The sequence below is a fragment of the Thiobacillus sp. 65-1402 genome (genome assembly GCF_001897685.1).
In the GTDB taxonomy this organism is placed as follows: Bacteria; Pseudomonadota; Gammaproteobacteria; order Burkholderiales; family Thiobacillaceae; genus Thiobacillus.
Genome location: NZ_MKUG01000192.1, coordinates 1 through 25027, shown reverse-complemented (window position 1 = coordinate 25027; position 25027 = coordinate 1). Strand labels below are relative to the sequence as shown.

32 protein-coding genes and 1 tRNA gene are annotated in these 25027 nt (G+C 65.6%); 15 read left to right on the top strand and 18 right to left on the bottom strand.

The genetic code is table 11. From position 1 onward, the window contains the following. Nucleotides 1-12 precede the first annotated feature (12 nt). From BGO62_RS14115 to BGO62_RS14085, 7 genes are all read left to right on the top strand, one after another. Nucleotides 13-618 (top strand): riboflavin synthase, encoded by a 606-nt coding sequence (locus tag BGO62_RS14115; RefSeq protein ID WP_296643626.1) that lies wholly within the window; start codon nt 13-15, stop codon nt 616-618. Between the two features lie 17 nt (nt 619-635). Further along, on the top strand, nt 636-1721 hold the full coding sequence (gene ribBA / locus BGO62_RS14110; protein ID WP_296643624.1) for a bifunctional 3,4-dihydroxy-2-butanone-4-phosphate synthase/GTP cyclohydrolase II: 1086 nt from the start codon (nt 636-638) through the stop codon (nt 1719-1721). A 38-nt stretch (nt 1722-1759) separates the two neighbouring features. Beyond that, entirely contained in the window at nt 1760-2227 is a 468-nt protein-coding gene (gene ribH, locus BGO62_RS14105; RefSeq protein ID WP_296643622.1) for a 6,7-dimethyl-8-ribityllumazine synthase, read from the top strand. A 2-nt stretch (nt 2228-2229) separates the two neighbouring features. After that, entirely contained in the window at nt 2230-2667 is a 438-nt protein-coding gene (nusB, locus tag BGO62_RS14100; protein ID WP_296643621.1) for a transcription antitermination factor NusB, read from the top strand. A gap of 80 nt (nt 2668-2747) precedes the next feature. Next, nucleotides 2748-3701, top strand: coding sequence for a thiamine-phosphate kinase (thiL, locus tag BGO62_RS14095; protein WP_296643619.1), 954 nt, complete (start codon nt 2748-2750; stop codon nt 3699-3701). Next, nucleotides 3682-4188, top strand: a complete 507-nt coding sequence (locus tag BGO62_RS14090; protein ID WP_296643618.1) for a phosphatidylglycerophosphatase A — start codon at nt 3682-3684, stop codon at nt 4186-4188. The genes thiL and BGO62_RS14090 overlap by 20 nt, the downstream gene beginning before the upstream one ends. Next, complete coding sequence (locus tag BGO62_RS14085; RefSeq protein ID WP_296643616.1) at nt 4176-4673, top strand: CinA family protein; 498 nt, start codon at nt 4176-4178, stop codon at nt 4671-4673. The genes BGO62_RS14090 and BGO62_RS14085 overlap by 13 nt, the downstream gene beginning before the upstream one ends. A gap of 27 nt (nt 4674-4700) precedes the next feature. Here BGO62_RS14085 and BGO62_RS14080 read toward each other — a convergent pair whose 3' ends face one another. After that, a complete protein-coding gene (locus BGO62_RS14080; RefSeq protein ID WP_296643614.1) occupies nt 4701-5591 on the bottom strand; it encodes a WYL domain-containing protein in 891 nt (296 codons plus the stop codon). 212 nt (nt 5592-5803) lie between these two features. Between BGO62_RS14080 and recA the strand changes: the two genes are divergently transcribed. The 5 genes from recA (at nt 5804) to BGO62_RS14055 (ending at nt 9365) form a co-directional block, all read left to right on the top strand. Then, complete coding sequence (gene recA, locus BGO62_RS14075; RefSeq protein ID WP_296643683.1) at nt 5804-6829, top strand: recombinase RecA; 1026 nt, start codon at nt 5804-5806, stop codon at nt 6827-6829. Then, nucleotides 6813-7268 (top strand): recombination regulator RecX, encoded by a 456-nt coding sequence (gene recX / locus BGO62_RS14070; protein ID WP_296643612.1) that lies wholly within the window; start codon nt 6813-6815, stop codon nt 7266-7268. The genes recA and recX overlap by 17 nt, the downstream gene beginning before the upstream one ends. 91 nt (nt 7269-7359) lie before the next feature. Beyond that, complete coding sequence (gene gdhA, locus BGO62_RS14065; RefSeq protein WP_296643610.1) at nt 7360-8703, top strand: NADP-specific glutamate dehydrogenase; 1344 nt, start codon at nt 7360-7362, stop codon at nt 8701-8703. A 184-nt stretch (nt 8704-8887) separates the two neighbouring features. Then, nucleotides 8888-9112: a DUF6290 family protein gene (locus tag BGO62_RS14060; RefSeq protein ID WP_296643609.1), complete on the top strand. Its 225-nt coding sequence runs from the start codon at nt 8888-8890 to the stop codon at nt 9110-9112. Further along, nucleotides 9096-9365: a type II toxin-antitoxin system RelE/ParE family toxin gene (locus BGO62_RS14055; RefSeq protein WP_296643607.1), complete on the top strand. Its 270-nt coding sequence runs from the start codon at nt 9096-9098 to the stop codon at nt 9363-9365. The genes BGO62_RS14060 and BGO62_RS14055 overlap by 17 nt, the downstream gene beginning before the upstream one ends. A 166-nt stretch (nt 9366-9531) precedes the next feature. Here the strand turns inward: BGO62_RS14055 and BGO62_RS14050 are convergent, their stop codons facing one another. Further along, entirely contained in the window at nt 9532-9966 is a 435-nt protein-coding gene (locus tag BGO62_RS14050) for a pilin (protein ID WP_296643606.1), read from the bottom strand. 361 nt (nt 9967-10327) lie between these two features. On the opposite strand from BGO62_RS14050, the gene BGO62_RS14045 reads away from it, so the two are divergent. Next, the gene (locus BGO62_RS14045; RefSeq protein WP_296643604.1) at nt 10328-10600 is read left to right on the top strand and encodes a type II toxin-antitoxin system Phd/YefM family antitoxin; all 273 of its coding nucleotides are present in this window, start codon (nt 10328-10330) and stop codon (nt 10598-10600) included. Beyond that, nucleotides 10597-10932, top strand: a complete 336-nt coding sequence (locus BGO62_RS14040) for a type II toxin-antitoxin system RelE/ParE family toxin (RefSeq protein WP_296643601.1) — start codon at nt 10597-10599, stop codon at nt 10930-10932. The genes BGO62_RS14045 and BGO62_RS14040 overlap by 4 nt, the downstream gene beginning before the upstream one ends. Nucleotides 10933-11011: 79 nt before the next feature. Here BGO62_RS14040 and BGO62_RS14035 read toward each other — a convergent pair. The 15 genes from BGO62_RS14035 to BGO62_RS13965 all read right to left on the bottom strand — a co-directional run bounded on the left by BGO62_RS14035 (nt 11012) and on the right by BGO62_RS13965 (nt 22381). Then, a tRNA-Lys gene (locus tag BGO62_RS14035) sits at nt 11012-11087 on the bottom strand. Between the two features lie 164 nt (nt 11088-11251). After that, nucleotides 11252-11941 (bottom strand): 7-cyano-7-deazaguanine synthase QueC, encoded by a 690-nt coding sequence (queC, locus tag BGO62_RS14030; RefSeq protein ID WP_296643598.1) that lies wholly within the window; start codon nt 11939-11941, stop codon nt 11252-11254. After that, nucleotides 11938-12555: a 7-carboxy-7-deazaguanine synthase QueE gene (gene queE / locus BGO62_RS14025; RefSeq protein WP_296643596.1), complete on the bottom strand. Its 618-nt coding sequence runs from the start codon at nt 12553-12555 to the stop codon at nt 11938-11940. The genes queC and queE overlap by 4 nt, the downstream gene beginning before the upstream one ends. Before the next feature lie 168 nt (nt 12556-12723). Beyond that, complete coding sequence (gene ybgF, locus BGO62_RS14020) at nt 12724-13506, bottom strand: tol-pal system protein YbgF (RefSeq protein WP_296643594.1); 783 nt, start codon at nt 13504-13506, stop codon at nt 12724-12726. Nucleotides 13507-13515: 9 nt separating this feature from the next. After that, nucleotides 13516-14103: a peptidoglycan-associated lipoprotein Pal gene (gene pal, locus BGO62_RS14015; protein ID WP_296643593.1), complete on the bottom strand. Its 588-nt coding sequence runs from the start codon at nt 14101-14103 to the stop codon at nt 13516-13518. Between the two features lie 93 nt (nt 14104-14196). Further along, nucleotides 14197-15471, bottom strand: coding sequence for a Tol-Pal system beta propeller repeat protein TolB (tolB, locus tag BGO62_RS14010; protein WP_296643591.1), 1275 nt, complete (start codon nt 15469-15471; stop codon nt 14197-14199). Nucleotides 15472-15584: 113 nt separating this feature from the next. Then, the gene (locus BGO62_RS14005) at nt 15585-16463 is read right to left on the bottom strand and encodes a cell envelope integrity protein TolA (RefSeq protein WP_296643589.1); all 879 of its coding nucleotides are present in this window, start codon (nt 16461-16463) and stop codon (nt 15585-15587) included. After that, nucleotides 16460-16870, bottom strand: coding sequence for a protein TolR (tolR, locus tag BGO62_RS14000; protein WP_296643587.1), 411 nt, complete (start codon nt 16868-16870; stop codon nt 16460-16462). The genes BGO62_RS14005 and tolR overlap by 4 nt, the downstream gene beginning before the upstream one ends. 3 nt (nt 16871-16873) lie before the next feature. After that, nucleotides 16874-17566 (bottom strand): protein TolQ, encoded by a 693-nt coding sequence (gene tolQ, locus BGO62_RS13995; protein WP_296643585.1) that lies wholly within the window; start codon nt 17564-17566, stop codon nt 16874-16876. Then, on the bottom strand, nt 17563-17970 hold the full coding sequence (gene ybgC, locus BGO62_RS13990; RefSeq protein WP_296643584.1) for a tol-pal system-associated acyl-CoA thioesterase: 408 nt from the start codon (nt 17968-17970) through the stop codon (nt 17563-17565). The genes tolQ and ybgC overlap by 4 nt, the downstream gene beginning before the upstream one ends. Then, entirely contained in the window at nt 17967-18998 is a 1032-nt protein-coding gene (gene ruvB / locus BGO62_RS13985) for a Holliday junction branch migration DNA helicase RuvB (RefSeq protein WP_296643582.1), read from the bottom strand. The genes ybgC and ruvB overlap by 4 nt, the downstream gene beginning before the upstream one ends. A 35-nt stretch (nt 18999-19033) precedes the next feature. Then, a complete protein-coding gene (locus tag BGO62_RS13980) occupies nt 19034-20533 on the bottom strand; it encodes a diguanylate cyclase (protein WP_296643580.1) in 1500 nt (499 codons plus the stop codon). A gap of 2 nt (nt 20534-20535) precedes the next feature. Beyond that, nucleotides 20536-21111, bottom strand: a complete 576-nt coding sequence (ruvA, locus tag BGO62_RS13975; RefSeq protein ID WP_296643578.1) for a Holliday junction branch migration protein RuvA — start codon at nt 21109-21111, stop codon at nt 20536-20538. Nucleotides 21112-21124: 13 nt separating this feature from the next. Continuing rightward, entirely contained in the window at nt 21125-21640 is a 516-nt protein-coding gene (gene ruvC, locus BGO62_RS13970) for a crossover junction endodeoxyribonuclease RuvC (RefSeq protein WP_296643576.1), read from the bottom strand. A gap of 9 nt (nt 21641-21649) precedes the next feature. Then, nucleotides 21650-22381, bottom strand: a complete 732-nt coding sequence (locus BGO62_RS13965) for a YebC/PmpR family DNA-binding transcriptional regulator (protein WP_296643575.1) — start codon at nt 22379-22381, stop codon at nt 21650-21652. 41 nt (nt 22382-22422) lie between these two features. On the opposite strand from BGO62_RS13965, the gene BGO62_RS13960 reads away from it, so the two are divergent. Then, entirely contained in the window at nt 22423-23427 is a 1005-nt protein-coding gene (locus BGO62_RS13960) for an ROK family protein (protein ID WP_296643573.1), read from the top strand. A 117-nt stretch (nt 23428-23544) separates the two neighbouring features. Here BGO62_RS13960 and BGO62_RS13955 read toward each other — a convergent pair whose 3' ends face one another. Then, nucleotides 23545-24849 (bottom strand): NAD(P)/FAD-dependent oxidoreductase, encoded by a 1305-nt coding sequence (locus BGO62_RS13955; RefSeq protein ID WP_296643571.1) that lies wholly within the window; start codon nt 24847-24849, stop codon nt 23545-23547. Between the last annotated feature and the right edge of the window lie 178 nt (nt 24850-25027).

The following is a 25027-nucleotide window of genomic DNA, read 5'->3' as shown; positions in this document are numbered from 1 at the left end:
GCCTCTTACCGCATGTTCACCGGCATCATCCAAGCTATTGGCCGCATCCACGAATACGAAGCGCACGGCGCCGACGCGCGCATGACCATCCATGGCGGCGGCCTCGACTTCACCGACGTCGGCCTGGGCGACAGCATCGCGGTCAACGGCGTGTGCCTGACCGCGATGGCGCTGGCGCCCGACAGCTTCAGCGTCGACGTCTCCGCCGAGACCCTGCGCGTCACGGCGGGTTTCATGCCAGGCGCCGAGGTCAATCTGGAGAAGGCGCTGCGGCTGGCCGACCGGCTCGGCGGGCATCTGGTGTCGGGACACGTCGACGGCGTCGGCACGGTGCACCGCTTCGCGCCGGCAGGCGAGTCGCACCTGCTGGAAATCGACACCCCGGCCGAACTCGCGCGCTACATCATCCGCAAGGGCTCGATCACGGTGAACGGTGTATCGCTCACGGTCAATACGGTCGCCGGCACGCGCTTCGCGCTCAACCTCATCCCGCATACGCTGGAAATGACCACGCTCAAGCATCTGCAGGCGGGCAGCCGCGTCAACCTGGAAGTCGACATGATCGCGCGCTATGTCGAGCGCATGATGCAATTCACGAACCCCGCGGATAAAGATTAAGTTAGGGACAACGACCGATGAGCCTCGCCTCCACCCTGGAAATTATCGAAGAACTCAAGGCCGGCCGCATGGTCGTGCTGGTCGACGAGGAAGACCGCGAAAACGAGGGCGATCTGGTGATGGCGGCCGAGCACGTCACCCCCGAGGCGATCAACTTCATGGCCAGGTACGGGCGCGGACTGATCTGCCTGACGCTGACCGACGAGCGCTGCCGCCAGCTTGGCCTGAAGCAGATGGTCTCCGACAACCAGACCCCGCACGGCACCGCGTTCACGGTGTCGATCGAGGCCGCCGAAGGCGTGACCACCGGGATCTCCGCGGCCGACCGCGCGGTGACCATCCAGGCCGCGGTGAAGCGCGACGCCAGGGCTGCCGACATCATCCAGCCCGGCCACATCTTCCCGCTGCGCGCGCAGCCCGGCGGCGTGCTGGTGCGCGCCGGCCACACCGAGGCCGGCTGCGACCTCGCGGGACTGGCCGGACTGCAGCCCGCTTCCGTCATCTGCGAAATCCTCAAGGACGACGGCACCATGGCGCGCCTGCCCGATCTGATCCCGTTCGCGCAGGAACATGGCCTGAAGATCGGCGCCATCGCCGACCTCATCCACTACCGCAACCAGACCGAAAGCCTGGTCGAGCGCGCCGCCGACCGCCTGATCCAGACGGTGTACGGCGCCTTCCGCCTGATCGCCTACCGCGACAAATGCGCCAAGGAGACCCACCTCGCACTGGTCAAGGGCACGATCCATGCCGACCATGAAACCCTGGTGCGCGTGCACGAGCCGCTCTCGGTGATGGACTTCCTCGACGTCACCGGCGGCGGCCATTCGTGGCCGATCATGGGCGCGATGGAACGCATCGCCGAATCGCAGTCCGGCGTGCTGGTTCTGCTGCATCGGCCGGAAACCGCCGATGCGCTGCTGCACCGTATCAACCCGGCGCCGGTCGACAGCCGCAAATACGATCTGCGCGACTACGGCATCGGGGCGCAGATCCTGCGCGACCTCGGCGTCGGCAAAATGAAGCTGCTGGCCAGCCCGCGCAAGATGCCCGCGATGGACGGGTTCGGGCTGGAAGTCACCGGCTATTCCGAAAAGGCATAGGCTCGATCCGATCGAGACGATCATTCAAAGGACATCCCATGGGAACCACCAACCACTTCTCCGAACTCGATCCGGTCTACCAGGGCGGCGGGCTCAAAATCGGCATCGTCATGAGCCGTTTCAACCGGGACATCTGCGAAGGCCTGCTGTCGGCCTGCGAAATCGAACTGGCCCGGCTCGGCGTCGCCCGCGACGACGTGCTGCTGGTCGATGTGCCCGGCGCGCTGGAGCACCCGCTGGTGCTGCAAAAAATGGCGCAGTCCGGAAAGTATGATGCACTGATCGCCATCGGCGCGGTGGTGCGCGGCGACACCTATCACTTCGAAGTGGTGTCGAACGAATCCGCGCGCGGCATCCTCGACGTGCAGCTGGAGACCGGCGTGCCGATCGCCAACACGATCCTCACCGTCGACACCGAAGAGCAGGGCCACGTGCGCATGGCTGAAAAAGGCCGCGACGCCGCGCGCGTGGCGGTCGAAATGGCCAACCTGCTGAAGCGTCTCTGACAATGGCCGGCTCCCGCAAAATTGCCCGCGAATTCACGCTGCAAGGGGTATACGCCTGGCTGGTGGGCGGCGCCGACGTCACCCTGATTGCCGCCAACCTCAAGGAAGACGAGCAGTTCAAACGCGCCGACGAGGCCTACTTCCGCACCCTGCTCTACGGCGTGCTGAAAGAGGAGGACTTGCTGAGCTCGCGCGTCACCCCCCTGCTCGACCGCCCGCTCGCCGAACTCTCGCCGATCGAGCGCGGCATCCTGCTCATCGGCGCCTACGAGCTGCTGCACTGCCCCGACGTGCCGTGGCGCGTCGCCATCAACGAAGGTGTCGAGCTCGCCAAGAAGTTCGGCGGCACCGACGGCCACAAATACATCAACGGCGTGCTCGACAAGCTGGCGCAGGACGTGCGCGCAGTGGAAATCGGGCATGCACGCAAGAAAGACTAGGGACAGGGTTGCGGCCGGCCATGAACGGCCCTCGTCACGCGTTCCGCCTTGTCCCTTGAACCTTGCCTCTTGAGTCTCGCGTGGAATTCGACCTCATCGCCCGCCACTTCACCCGCGCCACGCCCGGCGCGGTGCTGGGCGTGGGGGACGACTGCGCGCTGCTGGCGCCGACGCCGGGCATGCAGCTCGCGGTGTCCTCCGACATGCTGCTCGAAGGCCGCCACTTCTCGCCGCAGGACAGCCCCGCCGGCATCGGCCACAAGTCGCTGGCGGTGAACCTGTCCGACCTCGCCGCGATGGGTGCGACGCCGCGCTGGGCCACGCTCTCCATCGCGCTGCCGGCCGCGGACGACGCCTGGCTCACCGCGTTTGCGCGCGGCTTTTTCCGCATGGCCGACCAGCACGGCATCGAACTGGTCGGCGGTGACACCACGCGCGGCGCGTTGACGATCAGCATCACGGTCATCGGTGAAGTCCCGCCGGGCGAAGCGCTGCGGCGTGACGGCGCCAAGCCCGGCGACGACGTCTGGGTATCCGGCGTGATCGGCTCGGCGGCAATGGCGCTGGCGTATCGCCAGGGCCGCCTGTTCATGGAGCAGATCGACGCCGCCAAGGTATTGCCCGCACTCTACCTGCCGACGCCGCGGGTGGCGCTCGGCATCGCACTGCGCGGCGTCGCCTCCAGCGCGATCGACATCTCGGACGGCCTCTTGGGCGACCTCGGGCACATTCTGGAGCGCTCGCAGGCCGGTGCCGGACTCGAATTCGCTGCGCTGCCCACGCTGCCGGTGGTGCGGGCGTATCTGCATGAAAAAGTCGCGCGCGATTGCGTGCTGGCGGGCGGCGATGACTATGAGCTGTGCTTCACCGCGCCGCCCGCCAAGCGCGATGCCGTGCAGACGGCCGCCAAAAATGCCGGCGTCGCGGTCACCCGCATCGGCCACATCACCGCCGAAGCCGGACTCGCGGTCGTCGGCCCCGACGGCCAGCGGCTGGCCGTCGAACACACCGGATATGACCACTTTGCAGCCTGATTTCAAATTTCTTTTCGCCCACCCGGCGCACCTGATCGCCTTCGGCTTCGGCAGCGGACTCGCACCGAAAGCGCCCGGCACCGTCGGCACCCTGCTCGGCCTGCCGCTGTTCTGGCTGATCGCTGCCGCCGCGCCCGACCTGCCGAACCGGATCATTCTGCTGATCGCAGCCTTCCTGCTCGGCGTGTGGGCCTGCGGGCGCACCGGCCGTGCGCTCGGCGTCGCCGACCACGGCGGCATGGTGTGGGACGAAATCGTCGCCTTCGCGCTCGTTCTCATGTTTATTCCGGCGCTGCTGTTCACCCCCGCCGGCTGGCCATGGATTGCGCTGGCCTTTGCACTCTTTCGCCTGTTCGATATCCTGAAACCCTGGCCGATCCGGCTCGCCGATGCGCATCTGAAAAACGGCTTCGGCGTGATGTTCGACGACCTGCTGGCGGCAGCGTACGCAATCGCCGCGATCAAAGGAATGCAATGGCTCGTGTAAGCAACGAAGAACTGCAGCAGCTCGCCGCCGAACTCGGCGACAGGCTGCGCGCGCGCGGCTGGATGCTGGCCACCGCCGAGTCCTGCACCGGCGGCTGGGTCGGGCAATTGCTCACCGCGCTGCCCGGCAGCTCGCAGTGGTACGAGCGCGGCTTCATCACCTACGCCAACGCCGCCAAGATCGAGATGCTCGGCGTGCCCACCGAAACCCTCGACCAATACGGCGCCGTCTCCGAGGAAACCGCCAGCGCGATGGCGGCCGGCGCCCTGGCGCACAGCCACGCCCAGGCCACGCTCGCCATTTCCGGCATCGCCGGACCCGGCGGCGGCACCCCGCAAAAACCCGTCGGACTGGTGTGCTACGGCTGGGCGCTGGAAGATGGCACGCTCATGTCGTCGACCTGCCGCCTCGACGGCGACCGCGAGGAAATCCGCTCGCGCGCGGTGGCGGCGGCCTTGCGCGGGCTGATCGATTTGCTTGAATAGCGGCAAGTCGCAAGTTACAACCTGAATCTAGCCGAAAGCCCAGGCGGCGAACGGTTCGATCTCGTCGCGGTTCAGCAGCATCAGCTGGTAGGCGTTCGGATTCAGCGCATGCTCCGGCGTGGCGTCGACGCCGAGCCGCTGCAGCGCATAGCCGAGCAGGGCGCGCCGCACCGTCACTTCGATGGCCTCGCCGCTTGCGCCGTAATCCAGCAGCAGGCTCTCGCGCCTGGGCGCATCGAGCCCGCGGTGCGGGGCGAGCTTGAGACTCACCGTCTCCACCCAGTCGTCGTCGTACTGCTCGCCCGATTCGGCGGGCGTATCCAGGCATTCCGCCTCGACGACGCGCGACAGCACGAAATCGCGGAAATCGCAGGTGTCCTCGCTATATGCCCGCACATGCCAGCGCAGCCCGGTATTGACCAGGGTGTGCGGCTCCAGCACCCGCTCCGCCCCGCCCTCCCGCCCTGACAGGGAGCGGTAGCTGACGCGCAACTTGCGCCGGCCGTGGATGGCACGGGTGATCTGCGCCAGGGTCTGCGCGCCCGGCAAGCGGGCGGGCAGCGGCAGCGCCGCGGTCGCCAGTCCATATATCGACTCACTTCCGTACGGCCCGTTTGCCACCGCCAGATTGGCGGCGATGACCGGCAGCACGACAGCGGGCGCCAGGTCGGCAAAGACGGCGCCGAAATCCGCGCCCGGCACGAAGCCGAACACGCTGTGCTGGTAGACGAGGTTGCCGGGGGCCAGATCGCCGTAGAGCTTGAGATCCTTGGTCGCAGCCGGATCGGACAGGCCGAAGGCGCGGGCGACGTCGCTGCGGGTCACCACCCCGGCATACCAGGCCATGATTTCGATGTACTGCAGCCGCTGGCGTGTCGCCCACTTCACATCCAGATGCATTTTTTCTTTTGCAATCATAGAGCTCGCTCCGCTCGAGCCAGTATGGCCGAAATTATAGGGTGGCCGGCATCAAATACAATCAATCAAGTTGTATTTTTTATGCAGGTGATATTTTTTATTGACGCCAATGGATGTATGGCCTACATTGCAAGCCATGCAGGCGGCTTTGCCGACTGCCCCACTCACGCAAACCGACTGATCAGGAGAGAGAAACCATGGCATCCCCCGCATTGGCAGAAGACAAATCGAAGGCGCTCGCCGCCGCGCTCGGACAGATCGAAAAGCAGTTCGGCAAGGGTTCGGTGATGCGCCTCGGCGACCACGACGTGTCGCGCGACATCCAGGCCGTCTCCACCGGCTCGCTCGGCCTCGACATCGCGCTCGGCGTCGGCGGCCTGCCGCGCGGCCGCGTGATCGAGATCTACGGCCCGGAGTCAAGCGGCAAGACCACGCTCACCCTGCAGGTCATCGCCGAGATGCAGAAAATGGGGGGCACCGCCGCCTTCATCGACGCCGAGCACGCGCTCGACCCGGTCTACGCGCAGAAACTCGGCGTCGACGTCGACAACCTCCTGGTCTCGCAGCCCGACACCGGCGAGCAGGCGCTGGAAATCGCCGACATGCTGGTGCGTTCCGGCTCGGTCGACGTGGTGGTGGTCGACTCGGTAGCCGCGCTCACCCCCAAGGCCGAAATCGAAGGCGAGATGGGCGATTCGCACATGGGGCTGCAGGCCAGGCTGATGAGCCAGGCGCTCAGGAAGCTCACCGCCAACATCAAGCGCACCAACACGCTGGTGATCTTCATCAACCAGATCCGCATGAAGATCGGCGTCATGTTCGGCAACCCCGAAACCACCACCGGCGGCAATGCGCTCAAGTTCTACGCCTCGGTGCGCCTCGACATCCGCCGCGTCGGCGCGATCAAGAAGGGCGACGAGATCATCGGCAACGAAACCAAGGTCAAGGTCGTCAAGAACAAGGTCTCGCCGCCGTTCAAGGAAGCCTTCTTCGATATCCTCTACGGCCAGGGCATCTCGCGCGAAGGCGAGATCATCGAACTCGGCGTCGCCCACAAGCTGGTCGACAAGTCCGGCGCCTGGTACGCCTACAACGGCGAGAAGATCGGCCAGGGCAAGGACAACGCGCGCGAATTCCTCAAGGAACACCCGGAAATCGCCCACGAGATCGAGGCCAAGGTCCGCGCCGCGGTCGGCGTCAACAACCCCATGGCGGACGAGGATGAAGCCGGCGCCTGAGCCCGGCGAGCTGCGCGAGCGCGCCCTGCGCCTTTTGGCGCGGCGCGAGCACAGCCGCTTCGAGCTCGCCCGCAAGCTCGGGCAGGCGGGCTTCGCCAGCCCCGACATCGCCGCCCTGCTCGACGCATTCGAGGTCCGGAACTGGCTGTCCGACCGCCGCTTCGCCGAAAGCTGGGTTGCCGACCACCGCGCCCGCGCCGGCAGCATGAAGCTGGCCTACGATCTGCGGCAGCGCGGCGTGGGCGACACCATCATCGAAGCCGTGCTGAGCGAGAACCGCGACAGCGAATTTGAGCGCGCGCGCGAAGTATGGCAGAAGAAATTCGGCTCCATGCCCGCCGACGCGCCGGAGAAAGCCAGGCAGATGCGCTTCCTGCAAAGCCGCGGATTTGCAGCCGAGCTCATCCGGCGCATCTTCCAGGACGCAGACCGCCCCTGAAACCGCCCGCCTCCCGATGCCGCACACTCCGCCCGGCAAGGGGTGATACAGTCTCGCTTTTCCCTTTTTCAAACCACCGAGTCGACGCAACATGAAATACCAGCATCCGGACGAATTCATCCGCCGCGCCGCCGAGCGCAACCCTGGGCAACCGGAGTATCTGCAAGCCGTTACCGAGGTCATCGAAAGCCTGTGGCCGTTCGTGTCCCAGCACCCCAAGTACGCCGAACACGGCCTGCTGGATCGCTTGATCGAACCGGAGCGGATCGTCATTTTCCGGATCTCCTGGGTCGACGACCATGGCGACGTCCAGGTCAACCGCGGCTACCGCATCCAGCACAGCATGGCCATCGGCCCCTACAAGGGCGGACTGCGCTTTCATCCCTCGGTCAACCTGTCCATCCTCAAGTTCCTGGCTTTCGAGCAGACCCTGAAGAACGCCCTGACCACGCTGCCCATGGGCGGCGGCAAGGGCGGTTCGGATTTCGACCCCAAAGGCAAGAGCCCCGGCGAAGTGATGCGCTTCTGCCAGGCCTTCATCACCGAACTGCATCGCCACATCGGCGCCGAAACCGACGTCCCGGCGGGCGACATCGGCGTCGGTGCGCGCGAGGTCGGCTTCATGGCCGGCATGGTGAAGAAGCTGACCAACCGCGCCGATTGCGTCTTCACCGGCAAAGGCCTGAGCTACGGCGGCTCGCTCATTCGCCCGGAAGCCACGGGCTACGGCGCAGTCTATTTCGCCGACGAAATGCTCAAGCATGCCGGCCGCTCGATCGAGAACCTGCGGGTCGGCGTCTCCGGCTCGGGCAACGTGGCGCAATTCGTCATCGAAAAAGCCATGGCCCTGGGCGCGAAGGTCGTCACGGTATCGGACTCGAGCGGCACGGTGGTGGACAACGCCGGCTTCACCCCGGACAAGCTCGCCGAATTGATGGAGGTCAAGAACCACCTCCACGGCCGCGTCAGTGAATACGCGGAGCGCGTCGGCGCCGAATTCCATGCCGGCATGCGCCCCTGGAGCGTGCCGATGGAGGTGGCGCTGCCCTGCGCCACCCAGAACGAACTCAACGGCGACGATGCGGCGATGCTGATCAAGAACGGCCTGGTTGCCGTGGCCGAAGGCGCCAACATGCCCTCGACCGCCGATGCCGCCCGGCTCTTCGACAAGCACCGCATCCTGTACGCCCCCAGCAAGGCCAGCAATGCCGGCGGCGTGGCCACCTCGGGCCTGGAAATGAGCCAGAATGCCATGCGCCTGTCGTGGCCGCGCGAAGAGGTCGATGCCCGCCTGCTCGGCATCATGCAGGGCATCCACCAGGCCTGCCTGCAACACGGCCGGCGCGAAGACGGCAGCATCAGCTACGTCGACGGCGCCAACCTGGCCGGCTTCATCAAGGTGGCCGACGCCATGCTGGCGCAGGGCGTGATCTGAAGCAGCCTGGGCCCCGCAGCGGGTCACTACGGGCTAAAAAAAGACCGCTTGGGCGGTCTCGGACTGCCGGCAAACCCCGTCTTTTCACGAAGGCGGGGTTTTGTTTTGGCCTGAATAGTTTAAACAGGATCACTGATCCCATTTACGCGCTACTTGTATAGCGGCATTTTTTAAGGAACACGCCATGCTAGCGATTCGCTTGCCGGAAGACCTCGAAGCCAGGCTGGATAATCTTGCAAAGCGCACGGGACGCAGCAAGACCTTTTATGCCCGCGAAGCCATTCTGGAATACCTGGAAGACATGGAAGACCTCTACCTCGCTGAACAGGTGGTGCGTCGCCTGGACAGCGGCGAGGAGCGCACCCACCCCCTAGAGGAAGTGGAGGCACGACTTGGCTTGGCCGATTGAGCTTTCCGAAACTGCTGAAAAACAACTCGCCAAACCGGACAAGCCTGTCGCCAAGCGATTGCTCGGCTTTATGCGCGAGCGCCTGGCCTCCCTGGACGACCCCAGAAGCATCGGGCAGGCGTTGAGGGGTAGCGAACTGGGCGAGTTCTGGAAATATCGTGTAGGCGATTGGCGCCTCGTCTGCCAGATCAAAGACGCAAAAATACTGATCACCGTGGTACGTCTCGGCAACCGGCGCGGGGTTTATCGCTGACCGAGATGGGGCATAACTTTCTTGCTTCACCCCTCAACAATATCGTGTCTGCCCCCCTTTATTCCCGTCTTTTCACGAAGGCGGGTTTTTTGGGCCTGAATAAAGAAAAGCCCCTCCGAGGAGGGGCTTGGCTGACTAGGGGTTAGTCCCTATATTTCTCCGCGAGTTAGATGTTGTTCTTCTCGATCGCGGCCAAGCCTGCAGTATGCGTAACACCGGTCGTGTTCTTCCAGGTAAGGCTGGTAGTGCCCACCGTCGGCGTCATGGTAATCGTCTTACCATCCACGCCCGTACCAATGCCGGTTGCGAGGGTAAGCGTAATTACGCCATCCGTAACCGATGCCGATGCAACTTCTTTGGTCGCGTTGAATGCGGGAATTCCGCTGCTGCCAGTATCACAAGAGTCCAGAACCCCTCCCGCCTCTTGGGAGCAAAGGCCCACAGCTGTCTTGAGACTGTCAGCCGCGGTCAGTGCGTTGCCCACCTTGGCCTTGACGGTGTAGTCCGAATAAGCCGGAATCGCCACCGCAGCCAGAATACCGATGATCGCCACCACGATCATCAGTTCGATCAGGGTAAAACCTTGTTGAACTTTACGCATTTCAAATCTCCTTAAGTTTGGGCAAGTTGAACACGAGCCTGCCGTGTCTGGTTCATTAACGAGCAGGGGCTGTGCCAACTTTAGCGTGCGCCGGGGAAAATTGCGCTGGCAGGCCGAACGCCTTGATATTGCTTGCGCTTCCCCCAAAACCGGACGCGGCCGCAGCGGAATCCCGCGCCCATGCCCTGCCCCTATACGGCACGGGGTGACATTTTTCGGCAGTCATTCGGGAAAAAAAGAAGCCACGGCGAACCGTGGCTTCTTGAATTGGCAGAAATGGGGGCAGACACCACATCCCGCTCCAACCTTAATTCGGACTATAATCGGTCTTGTCGGCGCTCGTCCAGACAGGAGCCAAACCATGAAATTTTCAACTCAAGTCAAGCCCATCAGTTATCTCAAAAGCCACGCAGCTGAAATCATCCGGGATATCACCGAAAGCCGGGAACCCATGCTTATTACCCAGAACGGGGAAGCCAGACTCGTGGTGATGGATGTCCGCTCATACGAGGAACAGGAGGAGACGCTGGCGCTGCTCAAGCTGCTGGCTTTGGGCAACCGTGAAATTGAACAGGGGCATTTCCGCACCGCCGATGAGGCGTTCGCCGACATCGACAGGGAAGCCGCTCAATGAGCTTTCAAATCGTGTTCCTGAAGTCGGCGGAACTCGACCTGAAGGAACTTCAAGGCTACATGGTCAAGCAGTTCGGCAAGGACGCCTGGCAAGTCAGCTACGCAAAGATTAAAGACGCTGTAAAGTCCATCGGGACATTTCCGCTTGGCGGCAACGTTCCCGAAGAACTCGATCGCCTTAACCTCACGCAATACCGTCAAGTTATCGCGGGCATGAACAGAATAATCTATGAAGTGCGGCAGGAAATCGTCTATATCCACATTGTGTGCAACACGAGGAGAGACATGAAGTCGCACCTCACCAGACGGCTTGTACGCATCGCCAAAACCTGATTCCCCAGGCTCCAGCGCTAAGCAATTGCGCCATAGCGTGGAAAAGTAAAAAGCCACGGCGAACCGTGGCTTTTTGAATTGGTGGGTCGGGCGAGATTCGAACTCGCGACCAACGGATTAAAAGTCCGCTGCTCTACCGGCTGAGCTACCGACCCGTGGATTTGGCCTGAACCTGCATGGCAGAAGCCGCATCCGCGAAAGCGCGAAATTATATCTGAAGCTGCGCGGCCGGGTAAAGCCTTATGACGGTTTTTTGTAAGAAACACCCGTCATGCCGTGCGCCGCACGGGCGGGATACGCCGACAGAACGCCCGGTCGCTCAGGCCGGATCCGCGGGGATGCTCTTATACAGCGTGGGATCGGGCACCCCTGCCTGTGCGAATCCCTGGCGCCGCAGGCGGCAGGCATCGCACACGCCGCAGGCACGCCCGTCGGCATCGGCCTGGTAGCAGCTCACTGTCTGCGCGTAGTCGACGCCAAGCGCGGCGCCGCGCTGGATGATCTGCGCCTTGGACAGATGCTGCAGCGGCGCGTGGATGCGAAGCTTCGCGCCTTCGATTCCGGCGCGGGTCGCCAGGTTGGCCATGTGTTCGAATGCGGCGATGAATTCGGGGCGGCAGTCGGGGTAGCCGGAATAATCGACGGCATTGACTCCGATGAAGATGTCGCGTGCGCCCAGGACTTCGGCCCAGGCGAGCGCCAGCGCCAGCATCACCGTGTTGCGCGCGGGCACGTAGGTGACCGGAATGCCCGCGGTCGGCGTTTCGGGCACGGCAATGGCCGCATCGGTCAGCGCCGAGCCGCCGAAATCCCCCAGCCCCAGCCGCACCACCCGGTGTCCGGCGGCCCCCAGGCTTGCGGCCAGCCGCGCCGCGGCGGCGAGTTCGGCATTGTGGCGCTGGCCGTAGTCCAGGCTCAGCGCGTGGCAGGCGTAGCCGGCTGCGCGCGCGATCGCGAGCACGGTGGCGGAGTCCAGCCCGCCGGAAAGCAGGATGACGGCGGGTTTCATTTGCCTGGCGCGTTGCCCCACAGCACCTTGTGCAACTGCACCTGCAACCGCACCGGCAGCCTGTCGGCCAAAATCCAGTCGGCCAGCTGCGCCGGCGGCAGTTCGCCCTGCACCGGCGAAAACAGGATCGGGCAAACCCGCGCGAGGCTCCGGGCCTGAATGATCTCGCGCGCCCATTCGTAGTCGGCGCGGTCGGCCAGGACGAACTTGATTTCGTCGTGCGGCGTGAGATGGGCGATATTTTCCCAGCGGTTGCGCGCCGCCTCGCCCGATGCCGGCGGCTTGATGTCGACGATGCGCGACACCCGCGGATCGACCTTGCCGATATCGAGCACGCCGCTGGTTTCCAGCGACACCGAATAGCCGGCGTCGCACAGCGCGGTCAGCAATGGCAGGCAGTTTTTCTGCGCCAGCGGCTCGCCGCCGGTGACGCACACCGTGGGCGCGCCGTATTCCGCCACCCGCGCCAGCAATGCGCCCAGGGCGACGGTTTCGCCACCCTGGAAGCTGTAAGGCGTGTCGCACCAGCGGCAGCGCAGCGGGCAGCCAGACAGACGGATGAACACCGTCGGCAAGCCCGTGCGGCTGGTTTCGCCCTGCAGGGAAAAAAACACCTCCGTCAGGCGCAGCGTGCTTGTGCTTGCAGGGGCATACGACTCCACATGGGCTTCAGCGTCTTCATGTTGCCGCTCGGCCGGCCCTTCATGCCCCGCAGGGTGCTCGCGGTGGCAAGCACGGCCTGTTTCTGGCGGGTGGAGCGTAACGGGTCCGGACACGCCAGCCTACTTGAATGCGGCCAGCCGGCGGGTGGCGATATTGGCCGCGTTGGTGCCGGGATATTTGGCCACCAGCTCTTCGAGCGTTTTGCGCGCTCCGTCGATGTTGTCCAGCGCGATCTGGCTGGCGGCGATATTGAGTTGCGCGTCGGGCACCTTGGCGCTGGCGGGATAGGCCGCCACCAGTTTCTGCTGGTGGGCCAGCGCGGATTTGTAATCCTTCAGGGCGTAATACGAATAGCCGATCCAATATTGCGCATTGGAGGCCAGCGCACTGTCGGGATAGGCCTTGAGAAAGCCCTTGAATCCGGCAATGGCGCCCGCGTAGTTGGCTTCGCGGAAATGGCCGAGCGCCGCTTCATAGCTGCGCGACTCAAGCTGCGGGTCCGCTGGCGTGGCTGCAGCGGCAACCGCAGGCGCGGGTGCGGCGGCAGGCGCGCTGGGGGGCGCAGCGGGCTGAACCGCAGCGGCAACCGGCGCAGGCCTGGCTGCCTTGGCAAGATCCGTCAGGCGCTGGTCGAGGTCGACATACAGATCGTTCTGCCGCTTGCCCAGCGTGTCCAGCTGGTGCACCTGGACTTCCGCCTGGCCACGCAGCCGGGCGATTTCGGCCTTGAGCGCTTCGACTTCCGTCAGCAGGCCCAGCAATTGCTGGTTTTGCAGCATCGCCCCCTCCAGCTTGCCGAGGCGGGTATCGAGCGCCTGCACCTGGCGGGCAAGCTCGGCGGTGTCCGCCCGCGCGGGCTGGGCCAGCGCGAACACGGAAGCGAGAATCAAAGCGTAGCGCATCAAAACCGCTTACTCGTCGGCGTACACCACATCGGTGCGGCGGTTCTCGGCGTACGCTTCCTCGGTGCTGGCTTCGTTGCGCGGCTTTTCCTCGCCGAAGCTGACCGCTTCCAGCTGCGCTTCGCCCACGCCCAGCACGGCCAGCGCCTTGCGCACCGCTTCGGCGCGCTTTTGCCCCAGCGCCAGGTTGTATTCGCGGCTGCCGCGTTCGTCGGCATTGCCCTGCAGAATCACGCGCGCATCGCGCTTGGACAGCAGATAGCCCGCATGCGCTTCGAGCACCGGACGGTATTCGTCCTTCACCACGAAGCTGTCGTAATCGAAAAATATGCTGCGGGTGGACAGCGGGCTGGCCGGGTTCTTGCGCGGGTCGCCGGCATAGCTGCCGCTGCCGTCCAGCGAGCTGCCTGCCACGCCCGCGCCACCCAGCGCAACGGTTTCGGTGCCGGCGGCCTTGCCGCTGCCGCCGGCCTGCCCCGCACCGGCAGCGCCGGTTTTGCCGCCGGTGCGGTCTTCAACGGTGGCTTGCGTGCCGCCGGTGGTGCCGCACGCGGACAGGGTCAATGCCAGCAGAACGGGCCAGAAAATCTTGTTCATCAGTCGCTCCTCCCTATTAATGAAAACGGTCTGGCGCGAGCGGCACGGGCCTGCACCCCTGCGGCGTCTCCCGCCTCGAAACAAAATGCACCCTTATGGCCCCCAGGCCGGCTCGCGGGCATCGACGCCCGGTTCGGACAGGCGCGCACGCGTTTTGCCATCCAGGCTCACCGTGCCGAGTATCCCGCGTCCGCCCTCTACGGTGGCATACAGGACGGCCTGGCCGTTGGGCGCAAAGCTGGGCGATTCGTCGCGCACGGTATCGGTTAGCACGCGGGTCTGCCCGGAGGCCACTTCATGCAGCACCACGCTGAACCGCCCCCCCTCGCGGCCGATGTAGGCGAGGTGCCGCCCATCCGGGCTGATCGCGGGGGAAACATTGTAGCTGCCGTTGAAGGTCACGCGCTTGGGCTCGCCGCCGCTGGCCGCCACCCGATAAATTTGCGCGCTGCCGCCGCGATCCGAGGTGAAATACACGGTTTGTCCATCCGGCGAAAACACCGGCTCGGTATCGATGTTCCCGCCCTGGGTCAGCCGGACGAGCCCGCTGCCGTCGGCGTTGATCAGATAGATCTGCGACGCCTCGTCGCGCGTCAGCACCACGGCCAGACGCCTGCCGTCGGGCGACCAGGCCGGCGCCGAATTGGATCCCTTGAATGCCGCAAGCTTGCGGCGAGCGCCATCCTGCAAGGACTGCACATACACAATGGGCTTTTTGTCTTCGAACGACACGTACGCCAGGCGGGTGCCGTCGGGTGAGAACATCGGCGAAATCAGCGGCTCGACGGAGCGCACGACGGTGCGCGGGTTTTGTCCGTCGGCATCGGCCACGCGCAGCTCGAAGGACTTGCCCTGCTTCTGCACATAAGCGATGCGGCTGCCGAATGCGCCCGGGATGCCGGTCAGCCTTTCGTACACGATATTGGCAATCTGGTGCGCCGTCGCGCGCCATTGCGCCGCCGAAATGGTGTAGCTGTAGCCTGCCAGCTGCGTCTGCTTGAGCACGTCGAGTAGTCGAAACCGGATTTCGAATCGGCCCCCGGGCAATGCGGCCACCTGGCCGACCACCATGGCGTCCGCCCCCTTGCTACGCCAGGCACCGTAGTTGATTTGCGCGGACTCGGCCGGCTGCGGCATCCCGCCGACATCCACCAGCCTGAATTGGCCGCTGCGGTCGAGGTCGTCCCCCGCAATCTGGGTCAGCGCGGGGACAGGCTGGCCCGGCGCGGCCTTGAACGGCACCATTGCCACCGCAATCTTGTTGGCCGCACCGCCGATCACCTGGATCTCCATTGCCGCTCGCGCAGAAAACGATGCGCCCAGCAAGGCAAAACACAACAGGGGCAGCAGTAAAACAGCACGCAACATGGGGACGGGAATCTCGATCGAAAGCACTTGATAGGGTAGGCCAGTTTAGCATAGGCCGCATGCCGGGTTTTTTGCTGCGCACCGCCTGCGGCCTTGCGCCGGACACCTCCGGCTCACTCTTTGGGGCGATGGACGAAAGAAAGTTCCGGCACGAATGCGGCGCGCGCGTCGCGATCGGCAGGCAACGGCAGGGGGGAGGATTTCACGATGGCGCGCACCACCGCCTCGTCGTACGCCGCATTCCCGCTGCTCTGCGTCACCCGTACGCTCTGCACTTCACCGGTGGGCAGCAGCCTCACCGCGCAGCGCACTTCGGGGTTGCCTTTCAGGTTGTCGGGCAGACGGGTATTGCCGCGCACCTTGGCGCTGATCTGGTCGCGGTGCTGCCCCACGACGCGCGCCACCTCGGCCTGCCGCTTGCCGGCGGCGGCGCGCGCCTCAGCCTGCCTCATGGCCAGCGCCTCGCTGGCCGCCTCCTCGTCCGCCATCCGCCGCATCAAATCCTCTTCCTCCATCTGGCGCAGCAGCTCACGTTTTTTCTGTTCGGCCAGCTGTTTTTCGTGCGCCTTCCTGGCAGCCTCGGCCTCCACGCGCGCGGCCTCGGCCCGGGCTTTCTCTTCCTCTGCCTGGATGGCTTTCAATCTTTGCAGGCGCTCGACCTCGGCTTTCTTTTTTTCCAGCGCAATGTCGGGCGCCCTGGGCGGCGGCGGTTCGTCCGCCGCCGCTTTGGGTGCGGGCGCGACTTTGGCCGGCGCGGGCGTTTTCACCTGTGGCGGAGGCGGCGGCTCGGGGGGCTTGAGCGCGGCAGGCGGCGCTGCCTTGGGCAGGGTTTCCCACAAATCGACCATCACCGGCGCGGGGCGCTGGGTCTGCCATGACACGCCGAACACCAGCAGCAGCACAAAGACCGCGTGCACCCCCAGCGCCAGCACGCCGGCCGCAAGGCGGGGGGCTGGGCGGGAGACGAAAGGCGCGTCCGCCGGAAGGTTCATGGGACCGGACGGGCAAGCAGTCCGATGCGGGTGATCTGCGCCTGCTGCAAGAGCGTCATCGTATTCATCACTTCCTCATAGCGGACATTCTTGTCCGCCGCGATGACCACCGGCTGATCCGGCAAGGCGCGATGCAGCGCAGCGATTTCGTCCGCCAGCGCCGCCTTCGCCACCACCCGTTCGGCGCCGCCGGTCGCGCGATTGCGCAGCCGGTACTCGCCCGACTCCTTGATGAGGATTTCCAGCGGCTGCGCCGGCGGCTGCGCCGTCTTGCCGACGCTCGGCAGATCGACCTGGCCGGGGTTGATGAAGGGCGCCGTCACCATGAAGATGACGAGCAGCACCAGCATCACGTCGATCATCGGCACGACGTTGATCTGGGCGACCTGTTTGCGGGTCCGCGCCATGGATCAGGCCGGCTTGGTCGCCTGCCGCTGCAGGATGTTGGAAAACTCCTCCATGAAGCTCTCCATGCGGTTGGCCAGGCGGTCGATGTCGTGGGTGTAGCGGTTGTAGCCGACCACCGCGGGAATCGCGGCGAACAGGCCCATCGCGGTGGCGATCAGGGCTTCGGCGATGCCGGGCGCGACCTGCGCCAGCGTCGCCTGCGCGACCGTGGCGAGTCCCTGGAATGCCAGCATGATGCCCCACACGGTGCCGAACAGGCCAACGTAGGGCGACACCGAGCCGACGGTGGCGAGAAACGACAGGTGCGACTCCAGGCCGTCGAGTTCGCGCTGGTAAGTCGCGCGCATGGCGCGGCGGGTGCCGTCGATGATGACGTTGAGCGACAGGCCGGTCTGCCGCCGCAGCTTCATGAATTCGCGGAAACCGGCCTCGAAGATGCGCTCCATTTCGCCTGCATCCTCGCGCTCGGCGGCCACCCGCTGGTACATGGCGTTGATGTCGCCGCCGCCCCAGAATTCGCGCTCGAAACGGTCGGTCACGCGCAGGGCGCGCTTCAGCGCGAACAGCTTGATGAAGATGAACCACCAGGACATCAGCGATGCCCCCAGCAGCAGCGCCATGACGATCTGCACCGGCAGCGAAGCGTGCAGAATGAGATGCAGCAGGGAGAGGTCTTGGCTGAGTTCGGGATTCACGTCGCGTAGGTCAGGGCTTGAAGTAAGGGCGCAGGTATTTTAACGGCTTTGAAGCGCACCGCATCGACGCAGGCGAGCGTCACGACGGCCTCTGCGAGACGGGTGGGACCGCGCAGAAGTTCCTGCCGCACGCTGAGGCTGGCGCGCCCGATTTCATGCCGGACGACCGAGACATCGAGCCGGTCGTTGAAACGCGCCGGCGACAGATAATCGATTTCCACCCGCCGCACCACGAACACAACCCCCGCCTCGTCGCGCAGCACGTCCTGCTCGAACCCCTGCGCGCGCAGCCATTCCGAGCGTGCACGTTCCATGAACTTGAGGTAGTTGGCGTAATACACGACGCCGCCGGCGTCGGTGTCCTCCCAGTACACGCGCACCGGCCAGTGGAACGCAGCGTTCAAAACAGGTCCGCGCCAGCCTCGCCGGCGGGCGCGGCAAGCCCGAGATGGCGATACGCCAGCGGCGTCGCGATGCGTCCGCGCGGGGTGCGCTGCAGGTAGCCCTGCTGGATGAGATAGGGTTCGAGCACGTCCTCGATGGTATCGCGCTCCTCGCCGATGGCAGCGGCGAGGTTGTCCAGCCCGACCGGGCCGCCCATGAACTTCTCGACCACCGCCGACAAGAGCTTCCTGTCCATCACGTCGAGCCCGGCGCGGTCGACGTCGAGCATCGCCAGCGCCGCGTCGGCCACCGCGCCGCTGGCCTGCCCGCCCGCTTTCACTTCCGCGTAGTCGCGCACCCGCCGCAGTAGGCGGTTGGCAATGCGCGGGGTGCCGCGCGAACGGCGGGCGATTTCCAGCGCGCCGGCTTCTTCCAGGTTCATCTGCAACAGGCCGGCCGAGCGATGCACGATGAAGCCGAGTTCCTCCGCCGAATAGAATTCCAGCCGCGCGACGATGCCGAAGCGGTCGCGCAGCGGGTTGGTGAGCATGCCTGCGCGGGTGGTCGCGCCGACCAGGGTGAACGGCGGCAGGTCGAGCTTGACCGAGCGCGCCGCCGGGCCTTCGCCGATCATGATGTCGATCTGGAAGTCCTCCAGCGCGGGATACAGCACCTCCTCGACTACCGGGCTAAGACGGTGGATCTCGTCGATGAACAGCACGTCGTGCGGCTCCAGATTGGTCAGCAAGGCCGCCAGGTCGCCGGCGCGTTCCAGCACCGGGCCGGAGGTCTGGCGCAGGTTGACGCCCATCTCGCGCGCGATGATGTGCGCCAGCGTGGTCTTGCCCAGCCCCGGCGGGCCGAACAGCAGCACGTGGTCGAGCGCCTCGCTGCGCTTCCTCGCGGCATGGATGAAGATTTCGAGCTGCTCGCGCGCCTTCGCCTGGCCGACGTATTCGGCCAGGGTGCGCGGCCGCAGCGCGCGCTCGACCTGCTCTTCCTGCGGGCTGGCGGCGGCGGGGGCGATGAGGCGGTCGGTTTCGATCATGGCGCCGGACGGGTTTCTGCAGACATGCGCCGATTCTACCCTGCGTCTTTTGCGCTCACCGAGGAAGAGAAGGCCAATTGGCCCCGGCCCAGCGCCTTGGCCCGGTAAAGCGCGCGATCCGCGCGCGCGAGCGCCTGCTCGATGTTGTCGCCTGCCGTATCCCGCAGCCAGGTCTGGCCTGCGCTGACCGTGCTGTCCCCTTCCAGATCCGCGGCGAGCAGTTCGCTTTGGAGCTGGCCGGCCAGGCGCCGGTACCAGGCGAGCACGCCGTCGTCGTCCAGCCCGGACAGCAATACCGCAAACTCGTCCCCGGCCAGGCGGGCGGCCATGTCGGAACTGCGCGTGAGGGCCTTGAGCGAATCCGCCAATGCAATCAGCGCCCGGTCGCCCGCGCCGTGGCCGAACCGGTCGTTGATCGACTTGAAATGATCGACGTCCAGCAAAACCAGCGCAATGGGATTGCCGCGCTCCGCCAGGCCGAGCATCTGCGGAAACCGGTTCTCGAAGGCGCGCCGGTTGGGCAATCCGGTAAGCGGGTCGGTCAGGCTTAGCCTGGCCAGCTGTTCGCGCTGATCGTGCAGTTGCTGCGCGATGCGGTTGATGTTCGCGGCTGCAGGGGCGAATTCGACATAGCGCGTCACGATGGGCGGCGCCGACTCGTTGCGGGTCAGGCACGCGAGCGCCTCCATCGCGGCGTCGATGTCCTGCAGCACCGGGCGCCGCAATCGCATCACCACCACGACCAGCAACAGCAGAACGGCCACCAGGGTCAGCACTCCCGCCAATATCTGCAAACGGCCGTTGTGCGTGATCCGCTGCACCGGGGACTGCACCCGCAGCGTCCAGCCCATCGCCGGCAACGCCACGCTGATCTCGCGCACCGCCCCCTGCAGGCTGCCGCTGCTGACCACCGGCTCGCCGGCCGCATCGATGAGGGCGATGGCATGGCCGGGCTGGGTGGAGTCGTCGACGATGCGCTGCAGTTGCGCCAGCCGCACGCTCAAGAACACCTGGCCCAGCACCTCGCCGCCCGCCTCGCGCACCGATGCGCTCAGATCGACATGCTCCAGCCCGGGCACGTCGCGATGGATCAGCACTTGATTCTGCACGCTCAGGCCGCGCTGAAGCAGGTCGCGCTGGCAGCTCGGTCCCACGCGCAGCAGGCTGGTATCGCCATAGACCTCGCCCTGCGGGCTCACGATCGCCAGCCCCAGGATGTTGGGCAGCAGGCGCTGCCGCGACATCGCCCATTGCTGCTTGTCTTCGGTCGATCCGACCAGCATCAGATCGAGCAGTTGCGGATCGCTTGCCAGATGGTCGACCACCTCGCGGTAATAATTCCACCGCCGCATCACGCTGGTGCGGGCCTGCGCGGCCTCCACCTTCAACAGATGCAGTTCGGCGGCATTGTTGGTGCGCAGGCTGAACAGCAGGCTCAGCGCCATGCCGGCTGCAAACAAACCGACCACGCCCGTCAGCAGCCAGATGAAACGCTTGCGCAGCGACACCAGTGCGGAACCGGTGTTGAGCGCCATGTTCAGGCGCGCGACAAGGCGCGCAGCGCCTGCCGGATCGCCTCGCCCACCGGCAGATCGGACGGCAGCTGGCGCAAGGCTTCGGCGGTCTCGCGGTCGTTGTAGCCCAGCGCCAGCAAGGCCTGGCGCACGTCGTCCGACATGCCGGCGGGCGCCGCGCCGGCAATCGCGCCGGCGAACACCGGCTTGCCCTTGAGTTCGAGCAGCAGGCGCTCGGCGGTTTTCTTGCCGATGCCGGGAACCTTGACGAGGCGGCCGATTTCCTGCGCCGCAATCGCCGCCGACAAGTCGTTGACCGACAGCCCGGACAGCACCGAAAGTGCCGTCTTGGCGCCGATGCCGGAGACCTTCAGCAGTTCGCGAAACGCCGCGCGCTCGATCTCGCTGCCGAAGCCGTACAGCAGGTGCGCATCCTCGCGGATCGCCAGGTGGGTCAGCAGGCTGATCTTTTCGCCCAGCGCGGGCAGGTTGTAGAAGGTGCTCATCGGCACGTCGATTTCGTAGCCGACGCCGTTGCAATCCACCAGGACTTGCGGCGGATGCTTGGCGGCGAGGGTGCCGGTGATTCTGCCTATCATGTGAAATCCTTGTTCATACCAGGCGCCCGCCCTTGACGCGATAGCCCGCGGTGGAGTGCGTGCCGAGGCGGCTGCCGTGCGCATGGGCGATGGCGCAGGCGAGCGCGTCGGCGGCGTCGGCCTTCGGCGCAACGGGCAGGCCCAGCAGGCGCTTGACCATTTCCTGCACCTGCTCCTTGGCCGCCTTGCCGTGGCCCACCACCGCCTGCTTGATCTGCAGCGCGGTGTATTCGGAAACCGTCAGTTCGTTCGACACCGCCGCGCAGACCGCCGCGCCGCGCGCCTGGCCGAGCAGCAGGGTGGATTGCGGATTGACGTTGACGAAGACGATTTCCACCGCGCAGGCATCGGGCCGGTAGGTGGCGATCACCTCGTTCAGGCCCGCGAACAGCACGCCGAGCCGCGTCGGCAGTTCGCCCTCGCCGCTCTTGATGACGCCGCTGGCGACGTAGGCCAGCTTCTGGCCGCTCTGCTCGATCACGCCGAAGCCGGTGAGGCGCAGACCGGGGTCGATGCCGAGGATGCGCAAGAGGATCAGTTACTCGGGCAGCACGGCGTTGGTGTAGACATCCTGCACGTCGTCGAGCGACTCCAGCGCGTCGAGAATTTTCTGCATCTTCACCGCGTCGTCGCCCGCGAGTTCGGTCTCGGCTTCGGGGCGCATGGTGATCTCGGCCACCGCCGGCTTGAAGCCGGCCTTCTCCAGCGCCTCCTTCACCGCCTCGAAGGCCTTGGGGTCGGGCGAAGTGAGCACCTCGATCGAGCCGTCCTCGTTGGGGATGACGTCGTCGGCGCCGGCCTCCAGCGCGGCGTCCATCACCGCTTCCTCGCTGGCGCCCGGCTCCAGGATGATCTGCCCGCAGTGCTTGAACTGGAACGCCACGCAGCCGTCGGTGCCCATGTTGCCGCCGTACTTGACGAAGGCGTGGCGCACGTCGGCGACGGTGCGCGTCTTATTGTCGGTGAGGCAGTCGACCATCACCGCGACGCCACCGATGCCGTAGCCCTCGTAGCGCGCTTCCTCGTAGTTGACGCCCTCAAGCTGGCCGGTGCCGCGCTTGATCGCATTCTCGATGTTGTCCTTCGGCAGCGACTCGGCCTTGCCCTTTTCGATCGCCAGCCGCAGACGCGGGTTCATCGCGGGATCGCCGCCGCCCATTTTGGCGGCCACGGTGATTTCCTTGATAAGCTTGGTGAAGATTTTGCCGCGCTTGGCATCCTGGCGCCCCTTGCGGTGCTGGATGTTGGCCCACTTCGAATGTCCTGCCATGTCGATTCCAACGCAATTTGAATAGCCGGAGATTTTACACCGTGGCTCCCCCTCTACGTTTCGGCGTCGACCTCGGCGGCACCAAAATCGAACTGATCGCGCTCGACGCCGGCGGACGGGAAATCTTGCGCCGCCGCGTGCCGACCCCGCAGAACGACTATCTCGCCACGGTGGCTGCGGTCGCCGCGCTGGTGCACGCGGCCGAATTCGATCTCGGGCAGAGCGGCAGCATCGGCGTCGGCACCCCCGGCGCCATCTCGCCCGCGAGCGGCCTGATGAAGAACTGCAATTCGACCTGCCTCAACGGGCGGCCGTTGCAGCAGGACCTCGAACGCGCGCTGAACCGAAACGTGCGGCTCGCCAACGACGCCGACTGCTTCGCCTTGTCCGAAGCCGTCGACGGCGCGGCCGCCGGGACGGACATTGTCTTCGGCGTGATCCTCGGCACCGGCGTCGGCGGCGGCGTAGTCGTGCGCGGCCAGCTGCTCAAGGGCGCCAACGCCATCGCCGGCGAATGGGGCCATTCGCCGCTGCCCTACTTCCAGTTCGCCCACGCCCAGGCTGACCGCGCCTCCACCGGGCAGCACCCCGCCACCGGCGAGGCCATCCTGCACCCGTGGCCGAACCTGCGCGAGCTCGATGCCGCGCCGGCCTGCTACTGCGGCAAGAAAGGCTGCATCGAAACCTGGCTGTCCGGCCCCGGCTTCGCCGCCGACCACGTGCGCTACGGCGGCGAGGAGTTGCCCGCGCACGAAATCGTGCAGCTGGCGAACGCCGGCTACGGCCCGTGCAGCGCAACGCTGGCGCGCTACGAGGAACGGCTGGCGCGCGCGCTCGCCGGGGTCATCAACCTCATCGACCCCGACGTCATCGTGCTCGGCGGCGGCTTGTCCAACATCGCCCGGCTGTACGACAGCGTGCCGCGGCTGTGGCCGCGCTACGTGTTTTCCGACCGCGTCGACACGAAGCTGGTGCCGCCGCAGCACGGCGACTCCAGCGGGGTGCGCGGCGCGGCGTGGCTGTGGAGCGTGGTTGTTGCCGATTGATCGGCTTTAGCGCGTGGTTGTTGACGCTTCAGCGGCTATACAACCATGGCCTCCCCTTTACGGGGACAACCACGGCCCACCCCTTGCGGGTGGAGTGACCAGATTGTGTAGCGCGCCCTAGTGCAGCTTGATGCGCGCCCGCGTCGGCGTGCTGATGAAATGGGCGTAGGTGGTGAGCGAGGTCTTGACCCAGCCGTGCAGCGCGATCTGGTGCATCTTGTGCAGCGACCAGTACACCAGCCGCGCCATCGCGCCTTCGATCATGATGCTGCCGCCGGTGAGCCCGCCCATCAGGTTGCCGATGGTGGAAAAGCGGCCCAGCGCGACCAGCGAACCGTAGTCGCGGTAGACATATTCGGGCAGGGGCCTGCCGCGCAGGCGGCGGCACACCGACTTCACCAGCATCGACGCCTGCTGGTGCGCCGCCTGCGCGCGCGGCGGCACAAAGCCCTTGCCGTCCGGCATCACACAGGCGGCGCAGTCGCCGAAGGCGAAGATGTTGTCGTCGCGCGTGGTCTGCAAGGTGGGGCGCACCACCAGCTGGTTGATGCGGTTGGTTTCCAGGCCGTCGATGTCGTGCAGGAAGTCCGGCGCCTTGATGCCGGCCGACCACACCATCATGCTGGCAGGGATGAACTTGCCATCGGCGGTCAGCATGCCGTCGGCGCGCACTTCGACGATACGCTCGCGGGTGTGCATTTCCACCCCCAGTTCGGCCAGGCGTTCGGCGGCCGCATTCGACAGGCGCGGCGGCAGCCCCGGCAGGATGCGGTCGGAGGCTTCGACGAGGAGCAGCTTCAAACTCTTGTCAGGCTCGATGTTGTCCATTCCGTAGGCCGACAGCTCGCGCGTGGTGTCGTGCAGTTCGGCGGCGAGCTCGACGCCGGTGGCGCCGGCGCCGACGATGCCGACGGTGAGCTGGCCGGGTGCGACCGCCTCGGCCTGGGTGTTGGCGCGCAGGCAGGCGTTGATATGGCGGCGATGGAATTCGCGCGCCTGCTCGGGGGTATCGAGCATGATGCAGTGCTCCTTCACGCCCGGCACGCCGAAGTCGTTGCCGACCGAGCCGACCGCGATGATCAGGGTGTCGTAGCGGAAGCTGCGGCGCGGAATGATCTCGACGCCGTCATCGTCGCAGGTGGGGGCGACGCTGACTTCCTGCCGCGAGCGGTCGAGCCCGTCCATGCGGCCGAGGCGGAAGGTGAAGCCATGCCAGTGGCCCTGCGCCAGATATTCCAGCCGTTCGGCGTAGGAATCGAGGCTGCCCGCGGCGACTTCGTACAGCAGCGGCTTCCACAGATGCGAAGGCGAGGCATCGATCAGCGTGATGTTTGCGCGTTTCTTCCTGCCCAGCCTGTCACCCAGCCGGGTGGCCAGTTCCAGCCCGCCCGCACCGCCGCCCACAATGACGATTTCATGCATTCGCTGCTCAGTTGCCACGGTTTCCCCCTGTTTTCATCATGCCGCGATGATACCCGGGATATTAGCGACCGCTTCTATACATTGCTTGACACGGGGCGCCGCCGAACTCGCTAAAATTCCTGCATCAACGAATCAGGAACCCGCACCATGACCGAAGCGCTGCTCATCGCCAGGAACG

Coding starts and splice junctions, on each gene's coding strand:
- ribH (WP_296643622.1), top strand. CDS start 1,760: ATGGGAACCACCAACCACTTCTCCGAACTCGATCCGGTCTACCAGGGC.
- BGO62_RS14040 (WP_296643601.1), top strand. CDS start 10,597: ATGAGCTTTCAAATCGTGTTCCTGAAGTCGGCGGAACTCGACCTGAAG.
- ribBA (WP_296643624.1), top strand. CDS start 636: ATGAGCCTCGCCTCCACCCTGGAAATTATCGAAGAACTCAAGGCCGGC.
- BGO62_RS13965 (WP_296643575.1), bottom strand. CDS start 22,381: ATGGCAGGACATTCGAAGTGGGCCAACATCCAGCACCGCAAGGGGCGC.
- nusB (WP_296643621.1), top strand. CDS start 2,230: ATGGCCGGCTCCCGCAAAATTGCCCGCGAATTCACGCTGCAAGGGGTA.
- tolR (WP_296643587.1), bottom strand. CDS start 16,870: ATGGCGCGGACCCGCAAACAGGTCGCCCAGATCAACGTCGTGCCGATG.
- BGO62_RS14085 (WP_296643616.1), top strand. CDS start 4,176: ATGGCTCGTGTAAGCAACGAAGAACTGCAGCAGCTCGCCGCCGAACTC.
- ruvB (WP_296643582.1), bottom strand. CDS start 18,998: ATGATCGAAACCGACCGCCTCATCGCCCCCGCCGCCGCCAGCCCGCAG.
- gdhA (WP_296643610.1), top strand. CDS start 7,360: ATGAAATACCAGCATCCGGACGAATTCATCCGCCGCGCCGCCGAGCGC.
- BGO62_RS14080 (WP_296643614.1), bottom strand. CDS start 5,591: ATGATTGCAAAAGAAAAAATGCATCTGGATGTGAAGTGGGCGACACGC.
- BGO62_RS14090 (WP_296643618.1), top strand. CDS start 3,682: ATGACCACTTTGCAGCCTGATTTCAAATTTCTTTTCGCCCACCCGGCG.
- pal (WP_296643593.1), bottom strand. CDS start 14,103: ATGAACAAGATTTTCTGGCCCGTTCTGCTGGCATTGACCCTGTCCGCG.
- BGO62_RS13980 (WP_296643580.1), bottom strand. CDS start 20,533: ATGGCGCTCAACACCGGTTCCGCACTGGTGTCGCTGCGCAAGCGTTTC.
- BGO62_RS14005 (WP_296643589.1), bottom strand. CDS start 16,463: ATGAACCTTCCGGCGGACGCGCCTTTCGTCTCCCGCCCAGCCCCCCGC.
- BGO62_RS13955 (WP_296643571.1), bottom strand. CDS start 24,849: ATGCATGAAATCGTCATTGTGGGCGGCGGTGCGGGCGGGCTGGAACTG.
- queC (WP_296643598.1), bottom strand. CDS start 11,941: ATGAAACCCGCCGTCATCCTGCTTTCCGGCGGGCTGGACTCCGCCACC.
- BGO62_RS14045 (WP_296643604.1), top strand. CDS start 10,328: ATGAAATTTTCAACTCAAGTCAAGCCCATCAGTTATCTCAAAAGCCAC.
- recX (WP_296643612.1), top strand. CDS start 6,813: ATGAAGCCGGCGCCTGAGCCCGGCGAGCTGCGCGAGCGCGCCCTGCGC.
- tolB (WP_296643591.1), bottom strand. CDS start 15,471: ATGTTGCGTGCTGTTTTACTGCTGCCCCTGTTGTGTTTTGCCTTGCTG.
- ybgF (WP_296643594.1), bottom strand. CDS start 13,506: ATGCGCTACGCTTTGATTCTCGCTTCCGTGTTCGCGCTGGCCCAGCCC.
- ruvA (WP_296643578.1), bottom strand. CDS start 21,111: ATGATAGGCAGAATCACCGGCACCCTCGCCGCCAAGCATCCGCCGCAA.
- BGO62_RS14050 (WP_296643606.1), bottom strand. CDS start 9,966: ATGCGTAAAGTTCAACAAGGTTTTACCCTGATCGAACTGATGATCGTG.
- BGO62_RS14060 (WP_296643609.1), top strand. CDS start 8,888: ATGCTAGCGATTCGCTTGCCGGAAGACCTCGAAGCCAGGCTGGATAAT.
- BGO62_RS14115 (WP_296643626.1), top strand. CDS start 13: ATGTTCACCGGCATCATCCAAGCTATTGGCCGCATCCACGAATACGAA.